The sequence below is a fragment of the Microbacterium sp. R1 genome, assembly GCF_015159725.1.
GTDB lineage: Bacteria > Actinomycetota > Actinomycetes > Actinomycetales > Microbacteriaceae > Microbacterium > Microbacterium oxydans.
Genome location: NZ_JADDUD010000004.1, coordinates 103,093 through 125,781, shown reverse-complemented (window position 1 = coordinate 125,781; position 22,689 = coordinate 103,093). Strand labels below are relative to the sequence as shown.

19 protein-coding genes are annotated in these 22,689 nt (G+C 69.7%); 7 read left to right on the top strand and 12 right to left on the bottom strand.

Annotated features, from left to right (window positions below; translation table 11 throughout):
- Nucleotides 1-9 precede the first annotated feature (9 nt).
- The 8 genes from ILP86_RS15955 to ILP86_RS15920 all read right to left on the bottom strand — a co-directional run bounded on the left by ILP86_RS15955 (nucleotide 10) and on the right by ILP86_RS15920 (nucleotide 9,784).
- Entirely contained in the window at nucleotides 10-2,892 is a 2,883-nt protein-coding gene (locus ILP86_RS15955) for an AAA family ATPase (RefSeq protein WP_193762425.1), read from the bottom strand.
- A 68-nt stretch (nucleotides 2,893-2,960) separates the two neighbouring features.
- Entirely contained in the window at nucleotides 2,961-3,209 is a 249-nt protein-coding gene (locus ILP86_RS15950) for a hypothetical protein (RefSeq protein WP_058632021.1), read from the bottom strand.
- Between the two features lie 73 nt (nucleotides 3,210-3,282).
- A complete protein-coding gene (locus ILP86_RS15945; RefSeq protein WP_193762424.1) occupies nucleotides 3,283-4,350 on the bottom strand; it encodes a DUF998 domain-containing protein in 1,068 nt (355 codons plus the stop codon).
- Between the two features lie 66 nt (nucleotides 4,351-4,416).
- Nucleotides 4,417-5,967: a hydantoinase/oxoprolinase N-terminal domain-containing protein gene (locus ILP86_RS15940; RefSeq protein ID WP_058632022.1), complete on the bottom strand. Its 1,551-nt coding sequence runs from the start codon at nucleotides 5,965-5,967 to the stop codon at nucleotides 4,417-4,419.
- Entirely contained in the window at nucleotides 5,967-7,115 is a 1,149-nt protein-coding gene (locus ILP86_RS15935) for a DUF917 domain-containing protein (protein ID WP_113681088.1), read from the bottom strand. Before ILP86_RS15935 ends, ILP86_RS15940 begins: the two co-directional genes overlap by 1 nt.
- Nucleotides 7,112-8,428, bottom strand: coding sequence for a cytosine permease (locus ILP86_RS15930; RefSeq protein WP_227751325.1), 1,317 nt, complete (start codon nucleotides 8,426-8,428; stop codon nucleotides 7,112-7,114). Before ILP86_RS15930 ends, ILP86_RS15935 begins: the two co-directional genes overlap by 4 nt.
- Nucleotides 8,429-8,613: 185 nt before the next feature.
- Nucleotides 8,614-9,192, bottom strand: coding sequence for a TetR/AcrR family transcriptional regulator (locus ILP86_RS15925; RefSeq protein WP_052748621.1), 579 nt, complete (start codon nucleotides 9,190-9,192; stop codon nucleotides 8,614-8,616).
- A 136-nt stretch (nucleotides 9,193-9,328) separates the two neighbouring features.
- Nucleotides 9,329-9,784, bottom strand: coding sequence for an SRPBCC family protein (locus tag ILP86_RS15920; RefSeq protein WP_193762422.1), 456 nt, complete (start codon nucleotides 9,782-9,784; stop codon nucleotides 9,329-9,331).
- 184 nt (nucleotides 9,785-9,968) lie between these two features.
- Between ILP86_RS15920 and ILP86_RS15915 the strand changes: the two genes are divergently transcribed.
- From ILP86_RS15915 to deoD, 6 genes are all read left to right on the top strand, one after another.
- Entirely contained in the window at nucleotides 9,969-11,006 is a 1,038-nt protein-coding gene (locus ILP86_RS15915) for an aromatic acid exporter family protein (protein ID WP_046746884.1), read from the top strand.
- Between the two features lie 84 nt (nucleotides 11,007-11,090).
- On the top strand, nucleotides 11,091-11,750 hold the full coding sequence (locus ILP86_RS15910) for a DNA alkylation repair protein (RefSeq protein WP_113681090.1): 660 nt from the start codon (nucleotides 11,091-11,093) through the stop codon (nucleotides 11,748-11,750).
- Nucleotides 11,751-11,903: 153 nt separating this feature from the next.
- Nucleotides 11,904-12,275, top strand: coding sequence for a hypothetical protein (locus ILP86_RS15905; protein WP_113681086.1), 372 nt, complete (start codon nucleotides 11,904-11,906; stop codon nucleotides 12,273-12,275).
- Nucleotides 12,272-12,895 (top strand): ATP/GTP-binding protein, encoded by a 624-nt coding sequence (locus ILP86_RS15900; protein ID WP_193762421.1) that lies wholly within the window; start codon nucleotides 12,272-12,274, stop codon nucleotides 12,893-12,895. Before ILP86_RS15905 ends, ILP86_RS15900 begins: the two co-directional genes overlap by 4 nt.
- Nucleotides 12,892-13,410 carry a hypothetical protein gene (locus ILP86_RS15895; protein ID WP_058632026.1) on the top strand — a complete coding sequence of 173 codons (519 nt, stop codon included), beginning with the start codon at nucleotides 12,892-12,894 and terminating at the stop codon, nucleotides 13,408-13,410. Before ILP86_RS15900 ends, ILP86_RS15895 begins: the two co-directional genes overlap by 4 nt.
- Before the next feature lie 19 nt (nucleotides 13,411-13,429).
- Nucleotides 13,430-14,140 carry a purine-nucleoside phosphorylase gene (gene deoD, locus ILP86_RS15890; protein ID WP_193762420.1) on the top strand — a complete coding sequence of 237 codons (711 nt, stop codon included), beginning with the start codon at nucleotides 13,430-13,432 and terminating at the stop codon, nucleotides 14,138-14,140.
- Here deoD and putP read toward each other — a convergent pair.
- Complete coding sequence (putP, locus tag ILP86_RS15885) at nucleotides 14,137-15,648, bottom strand: sodium/proline symporter PutP (RefSeq protein WP_193762419.1); 1,512 nt, start codon at nucleotides 15,646-15,648, stop codon at nucleotides 14,137-14,139. The two genes, deoD and putP, sit on opposite strands and share 4 nt — an antisense overlap.
- Before the next feature lie 169 nt (nucleotides 15,649-15,817).
- Between putP and ILP86_RS15880 the strand changes: the two genes are divergently transcribed.
- Nucleotides 15,818-18,352, top strand: a complete 2,535-nt coding sequence (locus ILP86_RS15880) for an RNA helicase (protein ID WP_193762418.1) — start codon at nucleotides 15,818-15,820, stop codon at nucleotides 18,350-18,352.
- Here ILP86_RS15880 and ILP86_RS15875 read toward each other — a convergent pair.
- From ILP86_RS15875 to ILP86_RS15865, 3 genes are read right to left on the bottom strand one after another with little or no spacing between them, the layout of a single operon-like run.
- Complete coding sequence (locus tag ILP86_RS15875) at nucleotides 18,330-20,048, bottom strand: ABC transporter ATP-binding protein (RefSeq protein ID WP_193762417.1); 1,719 nt, start codon at nucleotides 20,046-20,048, stop codon at nucleotides 18,330-18,332. The genes ILP86_RS15880 and ILP86_RS15875 overlap by 23 nt on opposite strands.
- The gene (locus ILP86_RS15870; RefSeq protein WP_193762416.1) at nucleotides 20,045-21,688 is read right to left on the bottom strand and encodes an ATP-binding cassette domain-containing protein; all 1,644 of its coding nucleotides are present in this window, start codon (nucleotides 21,686-21,688) and stop codon (nucleotides 20,045-20,047) included. Before ILP86_RS15870 ends, ILP86_RS15875 begins: the two co-directional genes overlap by 4 nt.
- On the bottom strand, nucleotides 21,685-22,689 hold the full coding sequence (locus tag ILP86_RS15865) for a hypothetical protein (protein ID WP_193762415.1): 1,005 nt from the start codon (nucleotides 22,687-22,689) through the stop codon (nucleotides 21,685-21,687). The genes ILP86_RS15870 and ILP86_RS15865 overlap by 4 nt, the downstream gene beginning before the upstream one ends.

The following is a 22,689-nucleotide window of genomic DNA, read 5'->3' as shown; positions in this document are numbered from 1 at the left end:
CGCGCACTGTCACGCTACCACGGCAGGCTCCGCCGCAGTACGGGGCTGGTCATTCTTCTTCAGGAGAGCTGCTTCGGTGCGTGTGCTCACGCCGAGCTTGCGCAGCACGGCGGACACATGCACGCTCACGGTCTTCACGCTGATGAACAGGCGCTCACCGATCTGGCGGTTGCTCAGGCCTTCGGCGATGAGCTCGAGCACCTGCCGCTCCCTCGCGGTGAGCGGGTCGGTGCTCGACGCTGACACCGCGTCTCCCCTCAACCCCGCGCCTGTGGCGAACCGGGAGACGGCGGACTGGAGCTGAGCGTTGCCGAGAGACTCCGCGAGGGCTTCAGCCTCGGCGAGCACAGCGCCCGCAGCGATCCGGTCTCCTTCGCGGACCAGCACGCGTGCCTGCTCCAGACGGAGGACGGCGCGGAAGATCACCGGCACGTCCTCCCCCTCCGCGCACCGCAGCGCCTCGGCGAGAGCGTCAGGGTGCGGGTCGAGGAGGGCGTCGAGGATCGTCTCCCATGCGTCGTGCTGCAGCTGCGCCGGTTGGCTGGACCACGCGGCACGGATCGCGGTGGACGCCCCCGAGACGTCGACTCCCGCCGCCCGCAGCTCGGCGATGATCGCGCCTCCCTCCAGCAGCAGACGACGCTGGTGCAGCAGCGCCGGCTCATCGTTCTCCAGCATCTCGAGGATGGTGTCGAGCGCCCCGCGGAGGTCTCCTCGACTCTCGGCGACGGCGACGATCATCATCACGCGGTCGTACCAGATCTGCCTTTCGGAGACGCCCGTCTCCTCGAACGCGGGAAGCCAGGCCTGCAGGAGCTCTGCGGCCTCCGCCGACCGCCCACGCCACGCCAGCACCCGCACGCGCGTCATGCTCATGTACATGCGGAACACGCGCAGAGTCCCCTGCACGAAGTCCCGCGACAGCATCTCCTCGACCCGGTCGATCTCGCCGAGCTCGAGCAGGGGGACGACCATGTTCTGCGCCATGATCGACCCCGAGGTGCGTTCGACCCTGAGTTCGCGAGCGCGCCGCAGCCCCTCCTCTGCGACCTCGACGGCCTCTCGGTAGCGCCCCAACAGCGTGAGCAGGTCGGAGTAGTTCACCCGATAGCGCATCTCGGCGTTGGAACCCGTCGCGAGCTCACGCGCACGCTCGTACTCGCGCACGCCTTCGTCGATGCGACCCAGGTGCGCCAGCGAACCTCCGCGCACGTTCGCGGCGATCGACAGCTGATCCGTGGATTCGGCTCCGGCCGCCCCGCGCTCGGCTTCGTCAGCGAGCCGGATCGCCTCCTCACGATCGCCCGCGATCATCCGGCGGCTCGCCAGCTGGTTGAGCAGTTCCGCCCGGAACACCTCATCGCCGATCCGCTCGTCGGCGATCGCGAGAGCCTGCTGCAGCAGCGGGATGGCTCCGAGGCGCCCGAGGTTGACGAGATACAGCGCCTTGTTGCGGAGGAGGCGAGCGTGCAGCCGCGGATCGACCGTCTCCGGGTCGACCTCGGCGAGCGCGACGTTGGCCACGGCGAGCGCCCGTTCACCATCACCCGCATTGCGCAGGATGGAGCCCAGCACCAGCAGCAGCTCGAGACGCTCGATGCGGGCCGCGTCTGCGGCGTCGGGCACGAGCGGCCAGAGCTCCAGGGCCAGCTCGCCGAAACGGGCGGCACTCGCGAACGCGTACTGTCCCTTCGCGTGACGCATCGCGTCGGCGGCGGCGACCAGGGCCTTCCGATCGTCCTGCGCCAGCTGCCAGTGGTACGCGAGCGCGGCGGCATCGCTGGAATCGGACCCGGCGCACTGCGCTTCGAGCGCCTCGGCGTATGCGCGGTGCAGTCGCGCCCGCTCGCCGGGGAGCAGGTCGTCATGCACGGCTTCGCGCAGCAGAGCGTGCCGGAAACGGTAGTCGTCGTCGCCGACAACGAGGATGCCGCTGCGGGTCGCCTCGCGGATCGCTTCGTCGAGCCGCTGCTCCGGCAGCTCGACCAGGCTCGTGATGAGCGGATGCGAGAGCGGGCGTTCCGCACCGGAGACGACCTGCACGACGTGGCGCGCGTCGTCGCCGAGGCGATCGAAACGAGCCAGCAGCAGATCACGAAGGCCATCGGGGAGCGGGCCGTTCGAACATCCGGCGATCTCCTCGATGAAGAAGGGCACGCCCTCGGCCCGCTCCTGCATACGGTCGAGCGCACTCGCGGTGAGCGCACGGCCGGTGATCTGCTCGGCCAGCTCCCGCACGGCGGTCTCGTCGAGGCGGCCCAGAGTGAGGCGCTCGAGCAGCCGGGCTCTGGTGGCCTCGCCGATGAAGCGGCTCACGGCATCGCCACGACGCACGTCGTCGGTGCGGCAGGTGAGAAGCAGCAGGATGCGGCCGCGGCTGAGGGCCCGCAGCAGGAAGGAGAGGATGGCGAGAGTGGACTCGTCCGCCCAGTGCAGGTCTTCGACCACGAGCACCTGAGGGGCACGTTCGGCAGCCGCTTCGATGAGTGAGGCGATGGCGTCGCGCAGACGCTCGGGGCTGGTGCGATCGCGGTCGGTCGGGGAATCGACGAGCTCGGGGAGCAGCATGCCGAGAGCCTCGACACCCACACCCACCGACTCTCGCACCCGGTCGACACCCATGCGCAGCACGATCGAGCGGAGGATTCCGGTGAGGGGACCGTACGGCGTGCGCGAAGCGCCGAAGTCGAGGCACCACCCCACGTGCACGTCGGCGGTCGGTGCGATCTCGGTGGCGTACTCCCGCAGCAGCCGTGACTTGCCGATACCCGCCTCGCCCTCGACGAGCAAGGCTGCGGGGATGCCGTCGCGCACCCCCGCGAACGATCGACGCACCTCTGCCAGCTCGGCCTCACGGCCGACCATCGCAGCGCTCGACGCGAAAGGGGGCATGGACTCATCGTCCCACCCCCGACCGACATTCGGGTCCGTCGGATGTGCGCTGTGCGCGATGGTTCTGCTCACTGCGCGTGCGCCGCCGCTGCCGTGTCGCACGCGGCCGTGACCCGCGCCTTCCCCGGCGCCGTCGCTGCCGAGTCGCCCGTAGAGCGACCGAACGCGTGGCGAAGCATCCGTCGGATCGCTCCTTCCGGCCGCGGCACGATCTGGTCGGCGTGCTCGATCAGGGAGAGGCGCCTCGCAGCGGCGCGCTCCATCTGCTCCTGGTCATGCCTGGTGAGCTGCTGGTGGAGATAGGGGTGCTCGAACATGGGGTTCTCCTCGACGGTTCGCTGTATCCCTACACTCCGCTCTGAGGTACCCCCGGTACATCGGACAGATGCCCTATCTTTCGCCCGGCCCCGCGCCCGCCCGCATCAGCCGCAGACGCCCGGATGGTCGAGACCCGGCCGGCACCAGGATCGCGAGCACACGCACGAGTGTCGCCATCCACAGCAGCCCGAGTCCGACGACGATCGCCTCGACCGCAGTGGTGGAGTACACGCCGAAGGGCACCCACAGGACCAGCGCGATCACGACCAGCAGACCCACACCGACCGAGGTGATCGACAGCGCGCGAGGATGTCCAGGGACCCTCGCGACCGTGGTGGCAGCGGCCGCGGCGAACAGCACGAGCGCGCCGAGAGCCGCGATGTCGTGCGGAACCGGCACGCGGTGCAGCGGCAGCAGCCCGACGGCGGCGAGCGCGATCCCGGACGCCACCCACAGCGCCACGACGAGGGCGATGCGGGAGAGCACGGCGTCGCCGAGCATCCGGTGCAGGTCGCGGCCGATGTACGAGCCGACGGTCGCGACGAGCAGACCGGCGACCACGAGGGTGCCGTTGAACGCCCATCCGACGCCGAGCTGGGAGAAGTTCTGCTCCCACCAACGCGGATCGGCGGCGGTGACCATCGCGAAAAGCGTGCCGATCACGAGGAAGCCGAACAGGAGCGCAGCGAGGTCGGACGTGCGCAGGTCGATGCCGGCCCCGAACGCGAAGCGCCCGCCGACCGCCGCGGCCACGCCGGTCAGGACCCCGCCACCGACCGCCGCGAGCTGCAAGCCCTGGAGACCGGCCGCCAGCACCTCTGCCGCGAGCAGCACCCCCATCACGGTGACGGCCCCGAACGCGATGGTCAGGGCTCCGGTCGAGAGATCGGACACCACCGCCTGCCACCGCGGCATCGAGGCGGTCTCGCCGCGGCGGTGCACCAGGGTGCTCGTGAGGAACGCCCCCGCTGCGATGCCCCCGGCGACCACCGCCGCCGGCATCGCGAGCGCACCTCCCCCCGTGAGCGGGCGCGCGTCACCGCCCAGCACGAGCATGCCCGCGACGGCACCGACCACGAAGCAGAGCGCGGTCGCCCAGATCGCCCTCGTCTCGCCGCGCAGCTTCGCGTCGTGCTCCATGCGCCCATGCAAGCACGCGCCTCGGACGGGCGGAACCCCACCCGTCCGAGGCGTGCGACGGGGACGTCAGGCGGCCAGGCGCCCCACCGCTCGAGCGCGGATCAGCACGGCCGTACCGTCGGAGTACGCGACGGGCAGCTCCTCCACCGCGACGACCTCGATCGTCGCCGGGTCGGCACCGGCGAGTCGGGCACGCTCTGTCGCCTCCGCCGCAGCATCCGCCCGAGAGGCCCGCTGGTCGGCGGAGTCCACGCGGTAGATCTTCTCGATCTGTCCGGCGACCTCGCCGAGGGCGGCGCCGACCGCGTTGGCAGCCCCGAAGTGGTCGGGACGGATCAGCTCGGCGACGCCGTCGAGCACGGTCGGGGCGATGATCCCCCCACCGCCGACCAGGATCACCGGGACGGGGGCGGCATTCGGCTTCATCCGGTCGATCGAGTCCTCCAGGATCGCCCGCATCGCGCTCCAGGCCGCCGCTCCTACCGTTGCGGGGACGACGGGCGCGTCGATGCCGTCGATCGCAGCCCCGCCGACCGCCAAGGCGACGTCAGTCGCCGTGAGCGTGGAGCCACCGAAGGCGAGTCCCTCCTGCGGGAGCCGATAGCCGACGCTGTCCGGACCGACTGTGGCACCCGCCGGGGTCTCACGGATGATCGTGCCGCCGCCGAGGCCGACCGAGAGCACATCCGGCATGCGGAAGTTCGTGCGGATGCCGCCGATCTCGACCGCGTGCGCCGACTGGCGGGGGAACCCGTCGACGAGAACGCCGATGTCGGTCGTCGTACCGCCGATGTCCACCACGAGGGCGTCGGTGGCACCCGAGAGGTGCGCGGCTCCGCGGATGGAGTTCGTGGGCCCGCAGCCGATGGTGAGCACGGGGAACTCGAGCGCGTACTCGAGCTGCATGAGAGTGCCGTCGTTCTGGCCGAAGTACGGCGTGGCAGGGATGCCCCGGTCCCGCAGAGCCGCGACGAAGCCCGCGGCCATCTGCCGGAGCGTCTGCATCAGCGCGGCATTCAGCACGGTCGCGTTCTCGCGCTCGAGCAACCCGAGCGAGCCGATCCGTGCCGACCGCGAGACCGGGACGCCGAGCTCCTCGACCACGACCGTGGCGACGCGTTCCTCCTGGCTCTCATCGATGGGGGAGAACACGCCGACGACGGCGACCGCGTCGACCTCGCCGCGCATCTTCCGACAGGCTGCGCGCACCGCCTCCTCGTCGACAGGGGAGAGCACGCGGCCGTCGACCTCGAATCCGCCGGCCAGCAGGTGGACGTGCTCGCCGATCGCCGCCCGCAGATCGTCCGGCCACCCCTCCAGGGGAGGGACAGCCGTGGTGGCCGGTGCCCCGAGGCGGAGGATGCCGACGCGGCCGAGACCGCGCCGTTCGACGATCGCGTTGGTGCAGTGCGTCGTCCCGAGCATCGCATGGCCGATGAGCGCGGCGTCGACACCCGAGGCCGCCAGCACGGCGTCGATCGCAGCAGCCACGCCATCGCCCGTATCGGCCGTCGTCGGACGCTTGACCGAGGCCACCACCTCTAGACGCTCGTCGAGGATCACGGCGTCGGTGTTCGTGCCACCGACGTCGATGCCGATGCGATACCTGCCGGCCATCACGCGACCTCCCCGTCCGTCGTGCGCGCAGCGGACCGCTGTGCGATGTCCTCCACCGGAACCCACTGCACGTCGTAGCCGAAGTGAGCGGGTCCCGCTGTCTCCAGACCGATCGGCGTGCGCCACTTCTCGTGACTGGGGATCGCGATGACCGCGACCCGGGCGCCGTAGCGCAGGGACTCGGTCGTGATCGGCATGCCCGTGGCCAGGTCGAGCACCGCGATCAGGTCGGGAGTGACGGCAGCCAGCACACCGTCCCTCCGTCCGAGCAGCATCTCGTTCTGGAAGTCGAGCCGGAACGCGCTCCCCCGGTCGTCGCCGACACCGACGAGCTCAGCCGCACCGCGGGTGAAGCCGCCGTCGACGGCGCGCTGCAGGTCGGCGACCTTCCCGTCGAACAGCCGCACGGCGTCGAGGTCGGCACACAGGGCGTCGATGCGCTCGTCGTCGCGCAGCTCCCTGCCGGCCGTATCCCGTCCGCGCAGGATACGACCGATGCGCTGGGCCAGCCCGAGCGTGCCAGGGATCGCGCACTCGCGCACCACGTCGCCGCCGTACGCGTAGTCGATCATGGTCGCCCCTCCGCCCATCTCGACGGTGACGGACCGCGCGATGCGCTCCGACCATGCACCGTCGACAGGACGGCTGACCACTTCGTTGCCGTGATGGTCGACGAGCACTGTCGTCCCGGGTCCATAGCCGGCCAGGTGGAAGGTGACCATCTGCGCCTCGGGGAAGGCACGACCCATGGCGTCGCCGTCGACCACCGGCAGCCCGGCGAGGGCGGCCGCGGCGATCGGGATCATCGAGTTGCCTCCGCCGACCTCGATGGGCATCACGGCCGTGGGCGTGCGACCGACCGCGCGTTCGATGGCGTCCAGCGCCGCCCTGAGCTCGGACTCGGCCTGGATGCGCTCCACGCTCACCGATGGCGCGCCGATGCCTCCGATCGGGATGACGAAGTCGTCGTCGGTCAGCTCATCGACCGCGAGCAGTCGTACGGGTCCGTGCAGGCGGATCAACCGCTTGGCCATGAGCGATCCCACGTGCGGGTCTCCTCCGCCACCGGTGCCGAGCACGGCGGCACCGAGCGCGATCTCGTCGATGTCGGCCTCGGTGATCATGGGCGTCGTGACGACAGCGCTCATGCGATCACCTCGTCCGGGGCCGGAGCCGGCGCATCGGGAGCGACGCGGCGGCGAAGCGGAAGCAGCACGAGGTACGCGACGAAGCCGACGAGCAGTCCGTCGAGGGCCGAGATCGACGTGAGGGTGAACCATCCGAAGCCGGGTCCGTCCGCCGGGTTCGTGGTCGCGACCGCCACGAAGATGCCGACCACCCAGGCGGCGATCGACCAGCCGTCGACCATCGGCACGGTGGCGCCATGGGCCCAGCGCACCGTCTTGCGGCCCGTGAAGAACGATGCCAGGTACACGCCGCCGTAGGGGGCGATGATGGTGCCGATGACGAGGATGAACTGCACGAAGTAGTCGGCGGCCCCGATCACGCCGACGACGATGCCGATCACGCCGAGCACGACGGTCACGGTGCGTCGGCTCAGCCGCTCGCTGATCGACGCGAACGAGAGACCCGCCGAGTAGAGGTTGGTCGTGTTCGTTGTCCGCTGCGCCAGGATCAGCACGATCACCGCGACGCCACCGAGGCCGAGCGCGAAGAAGATCGCCATCAGCTCGGTGCCGTCCATGATGCGGGCGAGCAGGATCGCGACGACCAGGATGATCGAGTTGCCGAAGAAGAAGCCGACGAAGCCGGCGATCATGGCCTGTCTCGGGGTCTTGGCCCAGCGCGCCATGTCGGGGGCGAGCACGACGCCCAGGATGAAGATGCCCATGACGAGCGAGACCGCACCGCCGAACGTGAACGTCGCCTCGACCGGAGCATCGAGCCCCGCCGCACCGTTCACGGTGAATGCGACGATGACGCCGACGATGAGGAGCAGGAGCAGCAACGGCACGGCGAGGGTGCTGAGGCGGTTGATCGAGCGGTAGCCCCAGAACGCGGTGATGGCCATCAGCACGCCGCCGATCGCCGTGAACACCTGCACGGGCACATCGATGCCGGTGAACTCGGCGAAGGCGATCTGCGCGTTGGCGCCGAAGAAGCCCGCCTGCACTGCGTACCAGCCGACGAGGCTGACGGCGATCGCCAGGGCGAGGATCGCACCACCGACCCGGCCGAACACGGCGCGCGAGATCATCGCGGTGGAGAGTCCTGTGGCCGCTCCGACGTACGCGCATGCCATCGCGAGCAGACCGAGCAGGAGCGAACCGAGCATCGTCGCGGCGATCGCCGGCCAGAAGGCCATTCCGGATGCGAGCGAGACGCCGAGGAACGCCCCGGAGAGGTCGATGCCGATCGCGATCCACACGGTGGCGATCGACAGCCAGCTCTTGCGCTGGTCCTGGGGCACGACGCCGTGCTCGTAGTCGGTGGTGGTCATCATCATTCCTTGGGATGTGGCCCTGCGAGTGCGTCGGCGGGGATTCGGGTTCCCGGAGTGCGGACGCCTCGCAGGGCGGGTCGGGGGGGGTCGGCTCGCGGTGCGGCCGGGTGACGCGGTGCCGGAAGGAGCTCGTGGCTCCCTGCCGGCGATCGTCGAGGGTCACCGCATCTGTGCGGCAGGGTTCATCGGGAGAGGATCGTGGAAAGGTGCCGCCAGGCCTGGTCGAAGCGCTCGCGGTAGATCTCCGGCGTGTAATGGGTGAGTTGCAGGAACAGACCATCCATGACGACGAACACCAGCGCGGTGAAGCCGTCGGCATCGCCGGGGACGAAGGCCCCAGCCGAGACGCCGTCGTCGTAGGTCTCGCGCACGGCTGCAGCCAGGGTCGACTCCGAGTCGAGGAAGATCTGACGCAGCTGCTCGCCACCGGGCCCGTACTCGGAGACCGCGGCCCTGAGGCTGAACTCCGCGAGGTCGGGACGGTCGCGGTAGTACGCCTCGATCCCGCCCAGCAGGTGCTGCAGACGAGCGAGCGGCTCGAGGGTGCTGCTGCTGCGCACCAGCTCGTCGAAGAAGGCGGTGTGCTCGACCGAGACCGCGGCGTACACCTCCGCGTACAGCGCCTCCTTGCTCGGGAAGTGCGCGTAGAGCGAGGGGGTCTTGATCCCGACGGCCTCGGCGATCTCGCGCAGGCTCGTCTCCGCGTAGCCCTGGCGCGCGAAGATCGTGCGTGCTTCCGCGAGGATCGTTGCTCTGGTCATGTGAGTGCCTAACGACTATTAGTTAGGCAGAGCGTAACCCCGCACCTCCTGGTTCGCAAGACCGAGCCCGACATCCTCCGACATGGAGAAGGCCCGACGGCTGAGCCGTCGGGCCTTCTCTGCATCTGATCTCCGGTCAGGCTTCCACGTCGCCGCGCCATGAGCCGGTCTCGACCCCGCGGCCCTCGATGAACTCCTTGAAGTTCTCGAGGTCCTTCTTCACGGCGTGTCCCCCCACGCCGACCAGCGAGCCCAGCTTCTCGAGCAGTCCCTCAGGTTCCCAGTCGAGCTGCACCGTGACCCGCGTCGAGGTGTCGGTGAGCGTGTGGAACGTCACCACGCCCGCGTGCTCGCTCTCGCCTCCCGTGCTCTTCCACGAGACACGCTCGTCCGGGTGCTGTTCGGTGATCTCGGCGTCGAACTCGCGAGTCGCGCCACCGACCTTCACCTTCCAGTGGGTGTGCGTGTCGTCGATCTGGGTGATCGATTCGACCTCGTCGAGGAACTTCGGGAAGCTCTCGAACTGCGTCCACTGGTTGTAGGCCGTGCGGACGGGAACGTCGACGTCGATGGTCTCGATGATCTGCACCATGGAATGCTCCTCACTGTTCGTCGTTCGTGTGATCCCATTCAGCCGCAGATCGCGGGGATCGGCGACGGGGTTGACATCCGCCGCCGGTTCCCCGACATTCCGGTCGACGCGCGATGGGCGACCCTCATCCGGCCCCGTAGCGGCGCTCCCCGACGCACCGACCGACACGACTAGCGTTGAGGTCATGCGCATCCCCGCCGCGATCCGTGCCTCACAGCGCTCTCCGCTGCTGCAGGTCGTGAAGTCGGCAGCCGCGACCATCGCCGCCTGGCTCATCGCCGGATGGGTTTTCCCGGCGCAACTGCCCGTCTTCGCCGCGATCGCCGCCCTCCTGGTCGTGCAGCCCAGTGTGAACCAGTCGCTGTCGAAGGCGCTCGAGCGCAGCATCGGGGTGATCGCGGGTGTCGTGATCGCCGTGGCGCTGGGTCTGCTGCTGGGGTCGCCGAGCTGGATCGTGCTGCTCGCGATCGTCGTCGCCATGCTGGTGGCCTGGATCTTCCGCGCGTCTCCAGGCACAGGGAACCAGGTCGCGATCTCCGCGATGCTGGTGCTGGCTCTGGGGTCCTCCAGCCCGGAGTACGCATTCGCCCGCATCGTGGAGACGCTGATCGGCGTGGTGATCGGCATCGTCGTGAACGCACTCATCGTGCCACCGGTGCTGGTCGCACCCGCCCGCCGGGATGTGGGCCTGCTGGGCCGCGAGCTCGCCGCGAGCCTCGACCGCCTGGCCGACGCGCTGCCCGAACCGCAGACGCCCGCGAGACTGCAGGAGCTGATGCTGGAGGTGCGACTGCTGCGTCCGATGAAGGAGGCGGCGGAAGCCGCGATCGCCGCGGGAGAGGAGTCGCTCACCCTGAACCCGCGGCGCTCGACCCACCGCGCCGACCTGCGCGAGCTGCGGGCACTGCTCGACCGGCTCTCCCCCATCGTCACGCAGACCATCGGCATGACCCGCGCGTACTTCGACCACTACGACGACACGATCGGCGAGGAGCCGGCGGTCACGGCGATCGCCGAGCAGCTGCGGCGAGCCGGCCACGACGTGCGTCTCGCCGTGCAGATCGCGGAGGCGCTTCCGGAGCCGGACGACATGACGTCGGCGATCCCCGCCCTCACCGCTCCCCTGGTGATCCGTCCGCCGTCATCACAGCACTGGATCCTGATCGGGTCGCTCATGGAAGACCTCCGTCGCATCCGCGGCGAGCTGGTCGACGAGGACTGAGCGGTCTTCGAATCGCGCAACGGGGTGGTATCCGGCGCCGGAATCGAACCATCCGCGCGATTCGAACCGGCCTACGCTGGGAAGATGAACACCGTCGAAGCGCTCGGGGAACTGGCCGCGCTGGATGACCCGAAGGTGCGCGCAGCCAACGAGAAGCGCGGGGACGACCACGGCATCAACCTCAGCCGACTGCGCGCCCTGGCGAAGCGCATCAAGACGGATCAGCACCTCGCCGAAGATCTGTGGGCCACGGGCGAGACACCTGCGCGGCTGCTCGCCCTCCTGATCTGTCGCCCCAGGGATTTCGGCGCCGACCAGCTCGACGCCATGCTGCGCGAGACCCGCGCCCCCAAGGTCAACGACTGGTTCGTCAACTACGTCGCCAAGAAGACTCCACTCGCCGAGGAGCTGCGACTGCGCTGGTTCGACGACCCCGACCCGACAGTGGCCGCCGCCGCGTGGTCGCTCACGACCGTGCGCGTGATGAAGGACGCGGAGGGGTTGGACCTTTCGCAGCTGCTCGATCTGATCGAGCGGGATCTGGCGACGGCGCCGTCACGCCTGCAATGGGCCATGAACGAGACCCTCGCCAACATCGGGATCTTCCACCCCGAGCATCGCGCCAGAGCGCGGGAGATCGGCGAGCGCCTGCAGGTGCTCGCCGACTACCCGACCGCGCCCGGCTGCACCTCACCGTTCGCCCCGCTCTGGATCGATGAGATCGTGCGCCGCCGCGAGGGCTGAGCCTCCCCGGGCGATCACTCCTCGCCAGGCGTGTCCGACCACCGTCGCGCAGCACAGTCGGTAACGTTATACACTTTATCCGTTCGTCTGCGCACTGGGGGTGGCCGCACGGTGCGGTCACCTGCGCGACGACGGAACTGGGGATGCCTCATCATGGCCACGCAAGATCAACTGAACGCACTCATCGCCGACATCGCGAACGACATCAACGGGTTCATCGGAGCCTCCGTGGTGGACGTCGAATCGGGTCTGCCGCTCGCGTCGAACTCGGTCCGGCCGGACTTCGACCTCGATGTCGCCAGCGCGTACAACAGCGAGATGGTGAAGAGCAAGCGGAAGACGATCGAAGCGCTCCGCCTCGAGGCCGCACTCGAGGACATGCTGCTGACGCTCGACACGCAGCTGCACCTGCTCAAGATGATCGACGACGACACGTTCATCTACCTCGCCGCCGACCGCCAGGCGACGAACATCGCCCTGCTCCGGTCCGCCGTCAACCGCCACGTGGTGGCGCTGAACGCTTGACCGGCTCCGAAGCCTCGACCGTCGACACCGCCGCAGAACCGGCGGCCACACGCGTGCGCCGACGACGTCGGAATCTGCCGACGAGGTTCCGCCTCGTCTTCGCCGGGCCGGTCGGTGCCGGGAAGACCACGGCGGTCCGCGCGTTGAGCGATGTCGTCACCGTGGATACCGATGTCCCGATCTCGGCCGGCTCAGCGGAGTACGGCGATACGGACAAGACGACGACCACGGTGGGGCTCGACTACGGCACGTGGAAGCCCACGGACGAGATCTCGGTCGCGCTCATCGGCGTTCCCGGCCAGGACCGCTTCGCCCATGCCCGGCAGAGCGTCTCCGCCTCCGACACCCGCATGCTGCTGTGGCTGCGTGCAGACCGCGGGAGCATCTCTGCGGACGCCGACGAGTGGCTCGCGGGTCTCACCGGCGACCACGAGCGGACGGTGATCGCGGTCACGCATGTGGCCGCCGAAGCCCTCGACGAGGTGCGCCGGACGCTCGGTGCGAGCCTCGAAAGGTATCGGATACCCCTCACTCGCGTGCTCGCCGCCGACGCGCGCGACCGCGAGAGCGTCATGCGGGTGGCGTGCGCGGCCCTCGACCTCCCGGGAGGAGAGTCATGAACGTCCCCATCCGAGCGGACGACCCCGCGTCGACCGGCGAGTCGGGGCCGACGCAGGACGGCGTGCTCATGCATCCGGATCTCGCGGCGAACTGGGCGCTCTGGTCGGGCGTCGTGAGCCAGGCCGCGCTCACCCGGCTGCGTCATCTCGAGGAGCGATTCCCCGAACTGACCACAGCCGTCCTCTCGACCGCCGACGGCCTGCACATCGCCTCCGTCGGCACCCTCGCCGAGACCGGAGACCGCCTGGCCGCCATGAACGGTTCGCTCTTCGCCGTCGCCAGGGCCGAGGCCGAGATCATCTCGCGCGGAACGGAGCCGAGCCTCTCCGCCGTCGTCTCGGTGTCGATCGGGCAGAGTCAGCTGTCGCTGCTCAGCTTCATCCTCGCCCCCTACGGCCAGCTGCTCCTCTCGGTCTCGGCGAAGGGCGTGCAGGTCGGGACCGTGATCGTGCAGGCCCGTTCGGCTGCATACGAGCTCATCACCGCACTGGGGCTCGCCGGCGCACCGGGGTGAGGCTGGCTACGCTGAGGCCATGAGCACGCACATCGCCGCAGAGCCCGGTCAGATCGCCCCCATCGTCTTGTTCCCCGGCGACCCGCTGCGGGCGAAGTGGATCGCCGAGACGTTCCTCGACGATGCAGCGCTGTACTCCGGGACGCGCGGCATGCTCGGTTTCACCGGCACCTGGGAAGGGCACCGCGTCTCGGTGCAGGGCTCGGGCATGGGCCAGCCGTCGATGGCGATCTATGCGAACGAGTTGTTCGACTCCTACGACGTGCAGACGATCGTGCGAGTCGGTTCGTGCGGCGCCCTGACCGAGCGGGTGAAGATCCGCGACATCATCATCGCGAACGGCGCCAGCACCGACTCCGGCATCAACCGCGTGCGCTTCCACGGACTCGACTACGCACCCGTGGCCGACTTCTCGCTGCTGCGTGCCGCTGTCGAGGCGAGTGAGGCCGAACCGCTCGAGTCGACGGTGCACGTGGGGCAGCTGTTCTCGAGCGACCAGTTCTACAGCACGCGCCCCGAACTCACGGAGCCGTTCGTGCAGCACGGCATCCTCGGTGTCGAGATGGAGGCCGCCGGGCTCTACACGCTCGCGGCGTACCACGGTCGGCGCGCCCTCGCCATCTGCACCGTCAGCGACCACATCATCACGGGCGAGGAGACCACCGCGCAGGAGCGCGAGCAGACCTTCGGCGACATGATCCGCATCGCGCTGCGCGCCGCGACCCGCTAGGGGGTGTCGCCGACCGCGTGCGGACGCGGCAGCGCCACCATCGCGCCGGTGTCGGTGAACTCCTGCTGGATCTCCTCGTCGTGCCGGTATGTGAGCAGGCTCACGACGACCGCCGCGAGCATCGCGAACACGAACGCGGGAAGAAGCTCGTAGAGCCCGGTGTCGAGCGCCTTCCAGATGAACACCGTCGCGGCTCCGACGAACATCCCCGCCAGCGCACCCCAGTTGGTGAGCTTGCGCCAGTAGAGGCTGAGCAGGATGACCGGCCCGAACGCGGCGCCGAATCCGGCCCAGGCGAACGAGACGAGGCCGAGGATCGTGTCGTTCGGGGTGATCGCCAGGACCGCTGCGACGATCGCGACGCCGAGCACCCCGAGCCGCCCCATCAGCATGAGCGTCTTCTGCGAGGGCGGCGTCCGGCGGAACACCCCGTACAGGTCCTCGACGAGCGCCGAGGAGCAGACGATGAGCTGACTGGAAATCGTGCTCATGATCGCGGCGAGTACCGCGGCGAGCACGAGGCCAGCGACGAACGGATGCAGCAGCGTCTGCGACATCAGCAGCACCACGGTCTCGGGGTTGGCGAGGTCGACGCCCGTCTTGGCGATGTAGGCGATGCCGACCAGGCCCGACAGCACCGCGCCGCCGAGGGAGACGATCATCCAGGAGATGCCGATGCGTCGAGCGCTCTTCGCCTCCTGCGGCGAGCGCAGTGCCATGAACCTGACGATGATGTGCGGCTGCCCGAAGTACCCGAGTCCCCAGGCGAGCGACGAGACGATGGCGAGGATCGTGCCGCCGGTGAGCGCAGTGCCCGAGAGCAGGGACAGATGGTCGGGCGCGACCTCGTTGATCAGCTCCCCCGTCTCTGCCAGCCCTCCGATCGCCACGATCGCCGCGACCGGGATCACCACGAGGGCGACCACCATCATGAGACCCTGCACCACGTCGGTCAGCGATGCGCCGAGGAACCCTCCGAAGAGCGTGTACGCGAGGGTGACGCCCGTGACCAGGAGCATGCCGGTCAGGTAGTCGCCGTCGAACGAGCTCTCGAAGAAGACTCCGCCGGCTACCATGCCCGAGGAGATGTACAGCGTGAAGAACACGAGGATGACGATTCCGGAGACCACCCGCAGGAGTCGCGTCGTGTCACGCAGCCGGTTCTCGAAGAAGCTCGGCACCGTGATCGAGTTCCGGGAGACCTGCGTGTACGCCCGAAGCCTCGGGGCGACGAGCAGCCAGTTCAGGTAGGCGCCGATCGTGAGGCCGATCGCGATCCAGGCCTCGATGAGTCCCGAGACGTAGATGGCGCCGGGGAGTCCCATCACCAGCCAGCCGGACATGTCGGAGGCTCCCGCGCTGAGGGCGGCCACCCACGGCGGAAGGTTCCGTCCGCCGAGCATGTAGTCCTCATGGTCGCCGGTCCGCCGGAAGGCGATCCAGCCGATGAGCAGCATCGCGGCGAAGTACAGCGCGAGTGCGGCGAAAGTGAAGATCTGGTCGGGCATCGTCGTCCCCCCTGGGCGGTGCAGCCTCCGGTTGTCGTCGTTCGATGATGTCAAGCGCGGCCTCGCGCATCCCGAGGCGCCTCGGCGCGGCGTGACTTCGGCGCGGTCGGCAAGAACTGACCTCGCGCCGCATCAGGCACTCATCGGCGGATGGGATGATCGAGGGATCATGACTACCCCTCCGCGGCTCGACCCCGCCCTCGTTCCGGACGCCGCGGATCCGGACGCCGTCTACCTGGCGTTCGTCGAATGGGCGGAATCGACGGGCATCAGTCTGTATCCCGCGCAGGACGAGGCGGTCATCGAGATCGTGTCCGGCAACAACCTGATCCTGTCGACGCCGACCGGCACCGGGAAGTCACTGGTGGCGATCGGCGCGCACTTCAGCGCGCTCGTGGCCGGCCGTCGCAGCTACTACACGGCACCGATCAAGGCGCTCGTGAGCGAGAAGTTCTTCTCCCTGGTCGACGTGTTCGGCGCCGAGAACGTGGGCATGGTCACGGGCGACTCATCGGTGAACGCCGACGCCCCCATCATCTGCTGCACGGCGGAGATCCTCGCGAACCTCTCGCTGCGCCAGGGCACCGACGCCGACGTCGGGCAGGTCGTGATGGACGAGTTCCACTTCTACGCCGACCCCGACCGCGGATGGGCGTGGCAGGTGCCGCTGCTCGAGCTGCCGCAGGCGCAGTTCATCCTGATGTCGGCGACCCTCGGCGATGTGACCGAGCTCGCGGCCGACCTCACCCGTCGCACCGGCCGTGAGACGGCCACCGTGACGGGAGTGGAGCGCCCCGTCCCCCTGCACTTCTTCTACGAGACGACTCCGATCCACGAGACGATCGACGACCTGCTGAACACGGGCCAGGCGCCGATCTACGTCGTGCACTTCTCGCAGGCCGCAGCGATGGAACGCGCCCAGGCACTGTCGAGCACCAAGGTGGCCACCCGCGAGCAGCGCGACGAGATCGCCGCCTTGATCGCCGAGTTCCGGTTCACGACCGCGTTCGGGAAGACGCTCTCGCGATTCCTGCGTGCGGGCATCGGCGTGCACCACGCCGGCATGCTGCCGAAGTACCGGCGTCTGGTCGAACAGCTCGCCCAGCGTGGGCTGCTGCGCGTGATCTGCGGCACCGACACTCTCGGCGTGGGCATCAACGTACCGATCCGCACCGTGCTGCTCACCGCGCTCACGAAGTTCGACGGCACCAGGATGCGGCAGCTGAACGCGCGGGAGTTCCATCAGATCGCCGGCCGCGCTGGTCGTGCGGGATACGACACCGCCGGCACGGTGGTGGCCCAGGCTCCCGAGCACGAGAGCGAGAACGTCGCGGCGGTGAAGAAGGCCGGCGACGACCCGAAGAAGAAGCGCAAGATCGTGCGCAAGAAGGCACCCGACGGCTTCGTGTCGTGGGGCGAGCCCTCGTTCCGCAAGCTCATCGACGCCGTGCCGGAGACCCTGACCTCCCACATGCAGATCACGAGCGCCATGATGCTCAACGTGATCGCCCGCGGCGGCGACGTGTTCGCCAATATGCGCGCGCTGGTATACGACAACCACGAACCGCGGAAGCGTCAGCGCGAGCTCGCACTCAGGGCCATCGGCATCTACCGCACCCTGCGCGAATCGGGCATCGTGGAGAAGACGCCGGATGGCGACATCCGCCTCACGGTCGACCTGCAGCCGAACTTCGCACTCAACCAGCCGCTGTCGCCGTTCGCCCTCGCGGCCTTCGAACTGCTCGACCCCGATCCCGCCGCCGGCACGGGTACGGGCTCCTACGCGCTCGACGTGATCTCGATCGTGGAGTCGACACTCGATGATCCCCGCGCCGTGCTGAGCCAGCAGGAGTTCCTGGCACGCGGCGAGGCGGTCGCCGCCATGAAGTCCGAGGGCATCGAGTACGACGAGCGCATGGAGCTGCTCGAGCAGATCACGTACCCGAAGCCGCTCGACGAGCTGCTGACCGCGGCCTTCGAGACGTTCAGCGCCGCTCAGCCCTGGATCCGCGACTTCGAGCTGCACCCGAAGTCGGTCGTGCGCGACATGTACGAGCGGGCCATGTCCTTCGGGGAATATGTCGCCTACTACAAGATCGCGCGCTCCGAGGGCGTCGTGCTGCGCTACCTCTCAGACGCCTACCGTGCGGCCTCGCAGACCATCCCGGAGGAACTCAAGGACGAAGACCTCCGCGACCTCATCGAGTGGCTCGGAGAACTCGTCCGTCAGGTCGACTCCAGCCTGCTCGACGAATGGGAGGAGCTGATCGCCGGGGTGGATAACGGCCGTTTCGATCCGCATCGACCGGACGAGCCGATCGTCCCTCCCGCACCCAAGCGCCTGACGAGCAACATCCGCGCCTTCCGCATCCTGGTGCGCAACGAACTGTTCCGCCGGGTGCAGCTCGCCGCGAGGGAAGACGTGAACGCGCTGGCCGAGCTCGATCCGGGGTTCGGCGCCGACGCGTGGTCGGACGCGCTCGACGGATACTTCGCCGACCACGACGAGATCCTCACCGGAGCGGATGCACGCAGCTCGAAGCTGCTGATCCTCACCGAGGGGCCGACCGTCTGGACGGCGCGCCAGATCTTCGACGACCCGGCAGGCGACCACGACTGGGGCATCTCCGCGACGATCGATCTCGCCGACTCCGACGAGGCGGGCGAGGCCGTCGTCACCGTCACCGGAGTGGACCGGCTGTAGGCGCAGGCCCGACCACTGCCCCCACCCGCTCCACACCGACGACCCTGCCGAACCTCCCCAGCGTCTCGCGCCGGTGCGAGGCGGCGATCACGGTCCCGTCGAACCGTGCGAGCACGTCGGAGATGATGCGCTCTGACTCGGCGTCCAGGCTCGCGGTGATCTCGTCGACGATGAGCACCCGCGGCGCACGACACAGTGCCCGTGCCAAGGCCAGCCGGGCGCGCTGACCTCCCGACAGCCGGGCACCGTGCTCACCGAGCTCATCATCGAGGGTGATCCAGTCATCGGCCCCCACCGCTGTGAGCGCTTCGAGCAGCTGCTCGTCGGTGCGGGGGTCCGCTCCGCGCACCAGGTTCTCTCGGACCGTGCCGTGGAAGAGACGGGCGTCCTGCTCCACCACTGCCACGACACGGCGCAGCTCGTCGTCGCGGATGCGGCCGAGCGGATAGGCGACGCCTGCCGCGTCGACGAGCGCGACGGTGCCGGCTGAGGGGTCCCACAGGCGGGCGGCGAGCGCGATGACCGTGCTCTTGCCCGCTCCGGACGGCCCGGCGAGACCGATGTGCTCCCCCGGATCGACGTCCATCGACCACCCTCCGAGCACGTCGGTCCTGTCGTCGTAGGAGAACGAGACCTCTTCGAAGCGCACTCCGACGGGGCCATCGGTCAGTGCGATCGGGCGCTCGACCGGCACCACGACCGGAGGACGGTGCAGACCCGCCCCCACACGGTCGGCGCTCGCGATCAGCGGGTGCAGCTCCGACACCGTGTGGGCAGCCTCTGCCACCGCGGCCACCCCGGCGACCGCGAGAGCGATCACCGCGGGAAGCAGCGCGGCCTGAGCGCCGCCCACCGTGCCGCCGACCGTGCCGCCGACCGTGCCGCCCGCCGTGCCGCCGAGGATGAGGGACGCCGCGATCACGCCGATCACCACGGCGGTGAGGATCAGCTCGCGCGTGCCGTCGACGAGATGGGCGATGGCCTCCCTCCGACGGCTGAGCGCCGCCGACCTCCGGGTACCGGCGACCGCCTCGCGCACGACGCGACCCTGCAGGCCGTAGGCGAGAACCTCCCGCACGGCGCCGAGAGCATCGACCAGCCGTTCCGACTGATCCTCCCGTTCCTGCTGCTCGCGCGCCCCCACCCGGCGCGCCGGACCTGCTCCCGCCCAGGCGGTGAGCGCAACGGCTGCCGCTCCGCCGAGCATCACGAGCGCCGCCACGGGCATCACGACGAACGCGCAGACCACGGCTCCCAGGAACAGGGTGAGCGCGGCTCCGATCTGCGCCACCGTGTGCGCGTAGAAGAACTCCAGCTTCTCGATGTCGGTCATCGCCACGGAGGCCGCGCGGCCCGAATGCTCCCGGCGCCGCCCCGGAACGCTCCGGGAGTAGGCGTCGAAGAGAGCCATCCGCAGCCGCGCCAGCACCCGGTACGCGAGGGCGTGCGACACGTCCATCTCCCGCCAGGTGAGGAAGGTGCGCAGCAGCACGAGGGCACCGAGCGCCACCCACCAGACAGCCGGAGGCCAGGTGCCGTGCACGACGGCGCCGCCGACGCCGAGTGCGGTGAGCACCCCGATGGCGGCGAGGGCGCACAGACTCGTGGTGGCGATCAGGTAGCTGCCGATGATGCGACGCCATTCCGGTCGCAGCGGCGGAAGGAGCCGGGCGAGGATGGCCCATGACGAGGTCACGGAGCCTCCTCCACGAGCACCCCGTCACGGAGCACCCGCACGTCGGCCACGCGGGCGAGCGCCTCGGGGCGGTGGCTGATCATGAGCACGATCCTCTCTTCGGCGACGCGTTCGAGCGTCTCGGCGACGGTCAGGGCGCTGCGGTCGTCGAGGGCGCTGGTCGGCTCGTCGACGAGCAGCACGGGACGACCGGCCAGCAGCGCTCTGGCGAGGGCGAGGCGTTGGCGCTGTCCTCCCGACAGACTCGTCCCGGCCTCCGCCACCATCGCCTCGAAGCCGCCGGGGATGGCCCTGATCTCGTCGAGCACACCCGCCGCGGCACAGGCGCGTTCGACGTCCTCCCGATCCGCACCGAACAGATCGATGTTCTCCCGGATGGTGCCGGCGAAGAGGACGGGCCGCTGCGAGACGACCGCCACATCGCTCGGCTGGAGCGGACGCCCGTCGAGCTCGACCGTTCCCGCTGCCGCGGGCAGGAATCCGAGGACGAGGTCGAAGAGCGTGGACTTGCCTGCGCCCGAAGGCCCGGCGATCGCGTGGACCTCTCCGCGCTCGGCGAGGAGATCGACACCGCGGAGGACGTCACGATCGGCACCGGGGTAGCGGTACGAGAGGCCGGAGATGCGGAGCACCTGACCTGCGGGACGAGCGTGCGCATCGGCGTCCGCCTGCACCGGCACGGGAGCGGGCGAGCGACGGAACGCCCCCAGGGTCGCGAGCCCGGGAACAGCAGTCAGACCGAGGAAACCCGCGTGCCAGTGTCGGGAGAGCTCACGCACCGGACGGAACGCCTCGGAGGAGAGCAGCAGCAGCGCGTAGACCTCGACGGCCGGCGGCTCACCGGTCAGGACCGCGACGACCGCGAGCCCCGCGGCGACCACCACGCCGGCCTGCACGGCGAGGTCTGTGATGGCCGTCTCCGCGAGCGACGTGCGCATCACGCGTTCGGTGGCCAGGCGCAGCGCCTCCGATCTCGTGTGCAGGCGCGCCCGTGTGGCGGGGACGTCTCCCAGTGCGCGCAACGTCGACATTCCGCGAAGGGACTCGAGAAGGTCGCCGCTGAGAGCCTCGTAGCTGTCCCAGTGCTCGAAGCCTCGACGGGCGAGCATGCGCTTCCACAGCAGCGGGCCGAGCACCGCGAGCAGGATCCCCGCCGCGACGCACAGCGCGATCAGCGGGGACAGCACCGCCACGAGGCACACGGCGATCAGGCTGCCGACGACGAGCTGCACCACGGCGGGGATGTACTTCGACACATAGGCGTCCGTGCCGTCGATCCCGTCGCCGAGCGCGAGCTGCGTCGAGCCGTCCCTGAGACCGGCATCATGCAGTCGCTTCGGCACGAGTACCGCGGAGACGGCCGCGCCCCGAAGGTCTTCCCTCACCCTCCCGCCGAGACGCGCGGCGGCATCTCCCTGCACGATGGTGAGCAGCATCCGCGTCACTCCGATCACGAGGATCACCCCGATGCCGACGACCGCGCCCTGCCCCTCACCGCGCACGAGAGCAGCGAGCGACCACGCGAGAGCCAGCGCCTGCAGCAGGTGCGTCGCGTATACGAGGAGAAGGAGGAGGGTGCTCCAGGCCAGCAGCCAGGGGTGCCGTCGCGCTTCGCGCCACAGCTCGGGGACGATCATCATCGTGAGCCTCCGGGAGGGTCGAGGAAGGCGATCGCATGGAGGATCCACCGCCCTCCGGTCGAGGAGAAGCCGGACACCGGGCGAGCGCCACAGCCTCCGTCGAGGGCCGCGCGGTAGCAGAGACCGGCCGCGGTGAGGTGGGCGTTCCAGAGCGCGGTGCCGATGACCGGTGCCGGAGCCGTGGTCGGCACGGACCAGGAGCGGACGGCGCTCGCACCCCGCACCCAGGCTTGTCCGGAGGCGCGCGCGACGCGATCGATCTCCCCGCGCGGGGACAGGCGATCTCGCGCGGAGGTCCGGACGAGGAACTCGGACGTGGACGGCGAGCGCCTGGAGCCGAGAGCACGACGTGCCGCGTCGATCGGCACCGGGGTGTGCGGGAGCTCGACCGCGGCGAGCGGGATCTCGGGGACGAGCCCCCGCCGCAGCCAGCTGTCGACGTCGGAAGCGCGGGGCACGCCGAGCAGTCCGCGCAGCCGGGACGACGGCCCGAACTGCCCGCGCCCCGCCCGCGCACCCAGCAGGAAGCGCACCGCGGCCACCGCGTAGGCGGTGTCGGCGATCCAGAGCGGCCAGGCCCGATGCCGGTAGCGGCCGAAGGATCGACCCGGCTGGACCGTGAACACCACCCGCGCGATGCCGTCCCCCGCGGTGGTCGACGGCCATCCGTCCACACGATCGGAACGCGGATCACGCCGCAGGAACAAGCCTCCGTCGTGGTCGATCGCCCAGCGCACACCGACCGCGTCGACGAGGTGCGTCTGCACCGGGTAGCACGCCCCGGCTGAGGGCACCGGGCGACGGCGGATGCTCGTGGCCGTGCCGTCCTCCACCCGATGGAACTCCCCGGGGTGCCACAGTCCGTCGACGAGCTCGCGCACACCGACAGGAGGTTCGTCCGCCACGGCTCCGGTCCGTCCCCAGGCGTTCACCCTCGGGCCGGGCGGCAACGGGCCGGACGGCACCAGCGTCGAGTGCACCTGGTCGAGCGGTGCGGACAC

Bases quoted from the DNA above. Each gene is read 5' to 3' on its own strand.
- ILP86_RS15955 (WP_193762425.1), bottom strand. From the start codon at position 2,892: ATGCCCCCTTTCGCGTCGAGCGCTGCGATGGTCGGCCGTGAGGCCGAG.
- ILP86_RS15950 (WP_058632021.1), bottom strand. From the start codon at position 3,209: ATGTTCGAGCACCCCTATCTCCACCAGCAGCTCACCAGGCATGACCAG.
- ILP86_RS15945 (WP_193762424.1), bottom strand. From the start codon at position 4,350: ATGGAGCACGACGCGAAGCTGCGCGGCGAGACGAGGGCGATCTGGGCG.
- ILP86_RS15940 (WP_058632022.1), bottom strand. From the start codon at position 5,967: ATGGCCGGCAGGTATCGCATCGGCATCGACGTCGGTGGCACGAACACC.
- ILP86_RS15935 (WP_113681088.1), bottom strand. From the start codon at position 7,115: ATGAGCGCTGTCGTCACGACGCCCATGATCACCGAGGCCGACATCGAC.
- ILP86_RS15930 (WP_227751325.1), bottom strand. From the start codon at position 8,428: ATGACCACCACCGACTACGAGCACGGCGTCGTGCCCCAGGACCAGCGC.
- ILP86_RS15925 (WP_052748621.1), bottom strand. From the start codon at position 9,192: ATGACCAGAGCAACGATCCTCGCGGAAGCACGCACGATCTTCGCGCGC.
- ILP86_RS15920 (WP_193762422.1), bottom strand. From the start codon at position 9,784: ATGGTGCAGATCATCGAGACCATCGACGTCGACGTTCCCGTCCGCACG.
- ILP86_RS15915 (WP_046746884.1), top strand. From the start codon at position 9,969: ATGCGCATCCCCGCCGCGATCCGTGCCTCACAGCGCTCTCCGCTGCTG.
- ILP86_RS15910 (WP_113681090.1), top strand. From the start codon at position 11,091: ATGAACACCGTCGAAGCGCTCGGGGAACTGGCCGCGCTGGATGACCCG.
- ILP86_RS15905 (WP_113681086.1), top strand. From the start codon at position 11,904: ATGGCCACGCAAGATCAACTGAACGCACTCATCGCCGACATCGCGAAC.
- ILP86_RS15895 (WP_058632026.1), top strand. From the start codon at position 12,892: ATGAACGTCCCCATCCGAGCGGACGACCCCGCGTCGACCGGCGAGTCG.
- deoD (WP_193762420.1), top strand. From the start codon at position 13,430: ATGAGCACGCACATCGCCGCAGAGCCCGGTCAGATCGCCCCCATCGTC.
- putP (WP_193762419.1), bottom strand. From the start codon at position 15,648: ATGCCCGACCAGATCTTCACTTTCGCCGCACTCGCGCTGTACTTCGCC.
- ILP86_RS15880 (WP_193762418.1), top strand. From the start codon at position 15,818: ATGACTACCCCTCCGCGGCTCGACCCCGCCCTCGTTCCGGACGCCGCG.
- ILP86_RS15870 (WP_193762416.1), bottom strand. From the start codon at position 21,688: ATGATGATCGTCCCCGAGCTGTGGCGCGAAGCGCGACGGCACCCCTGG.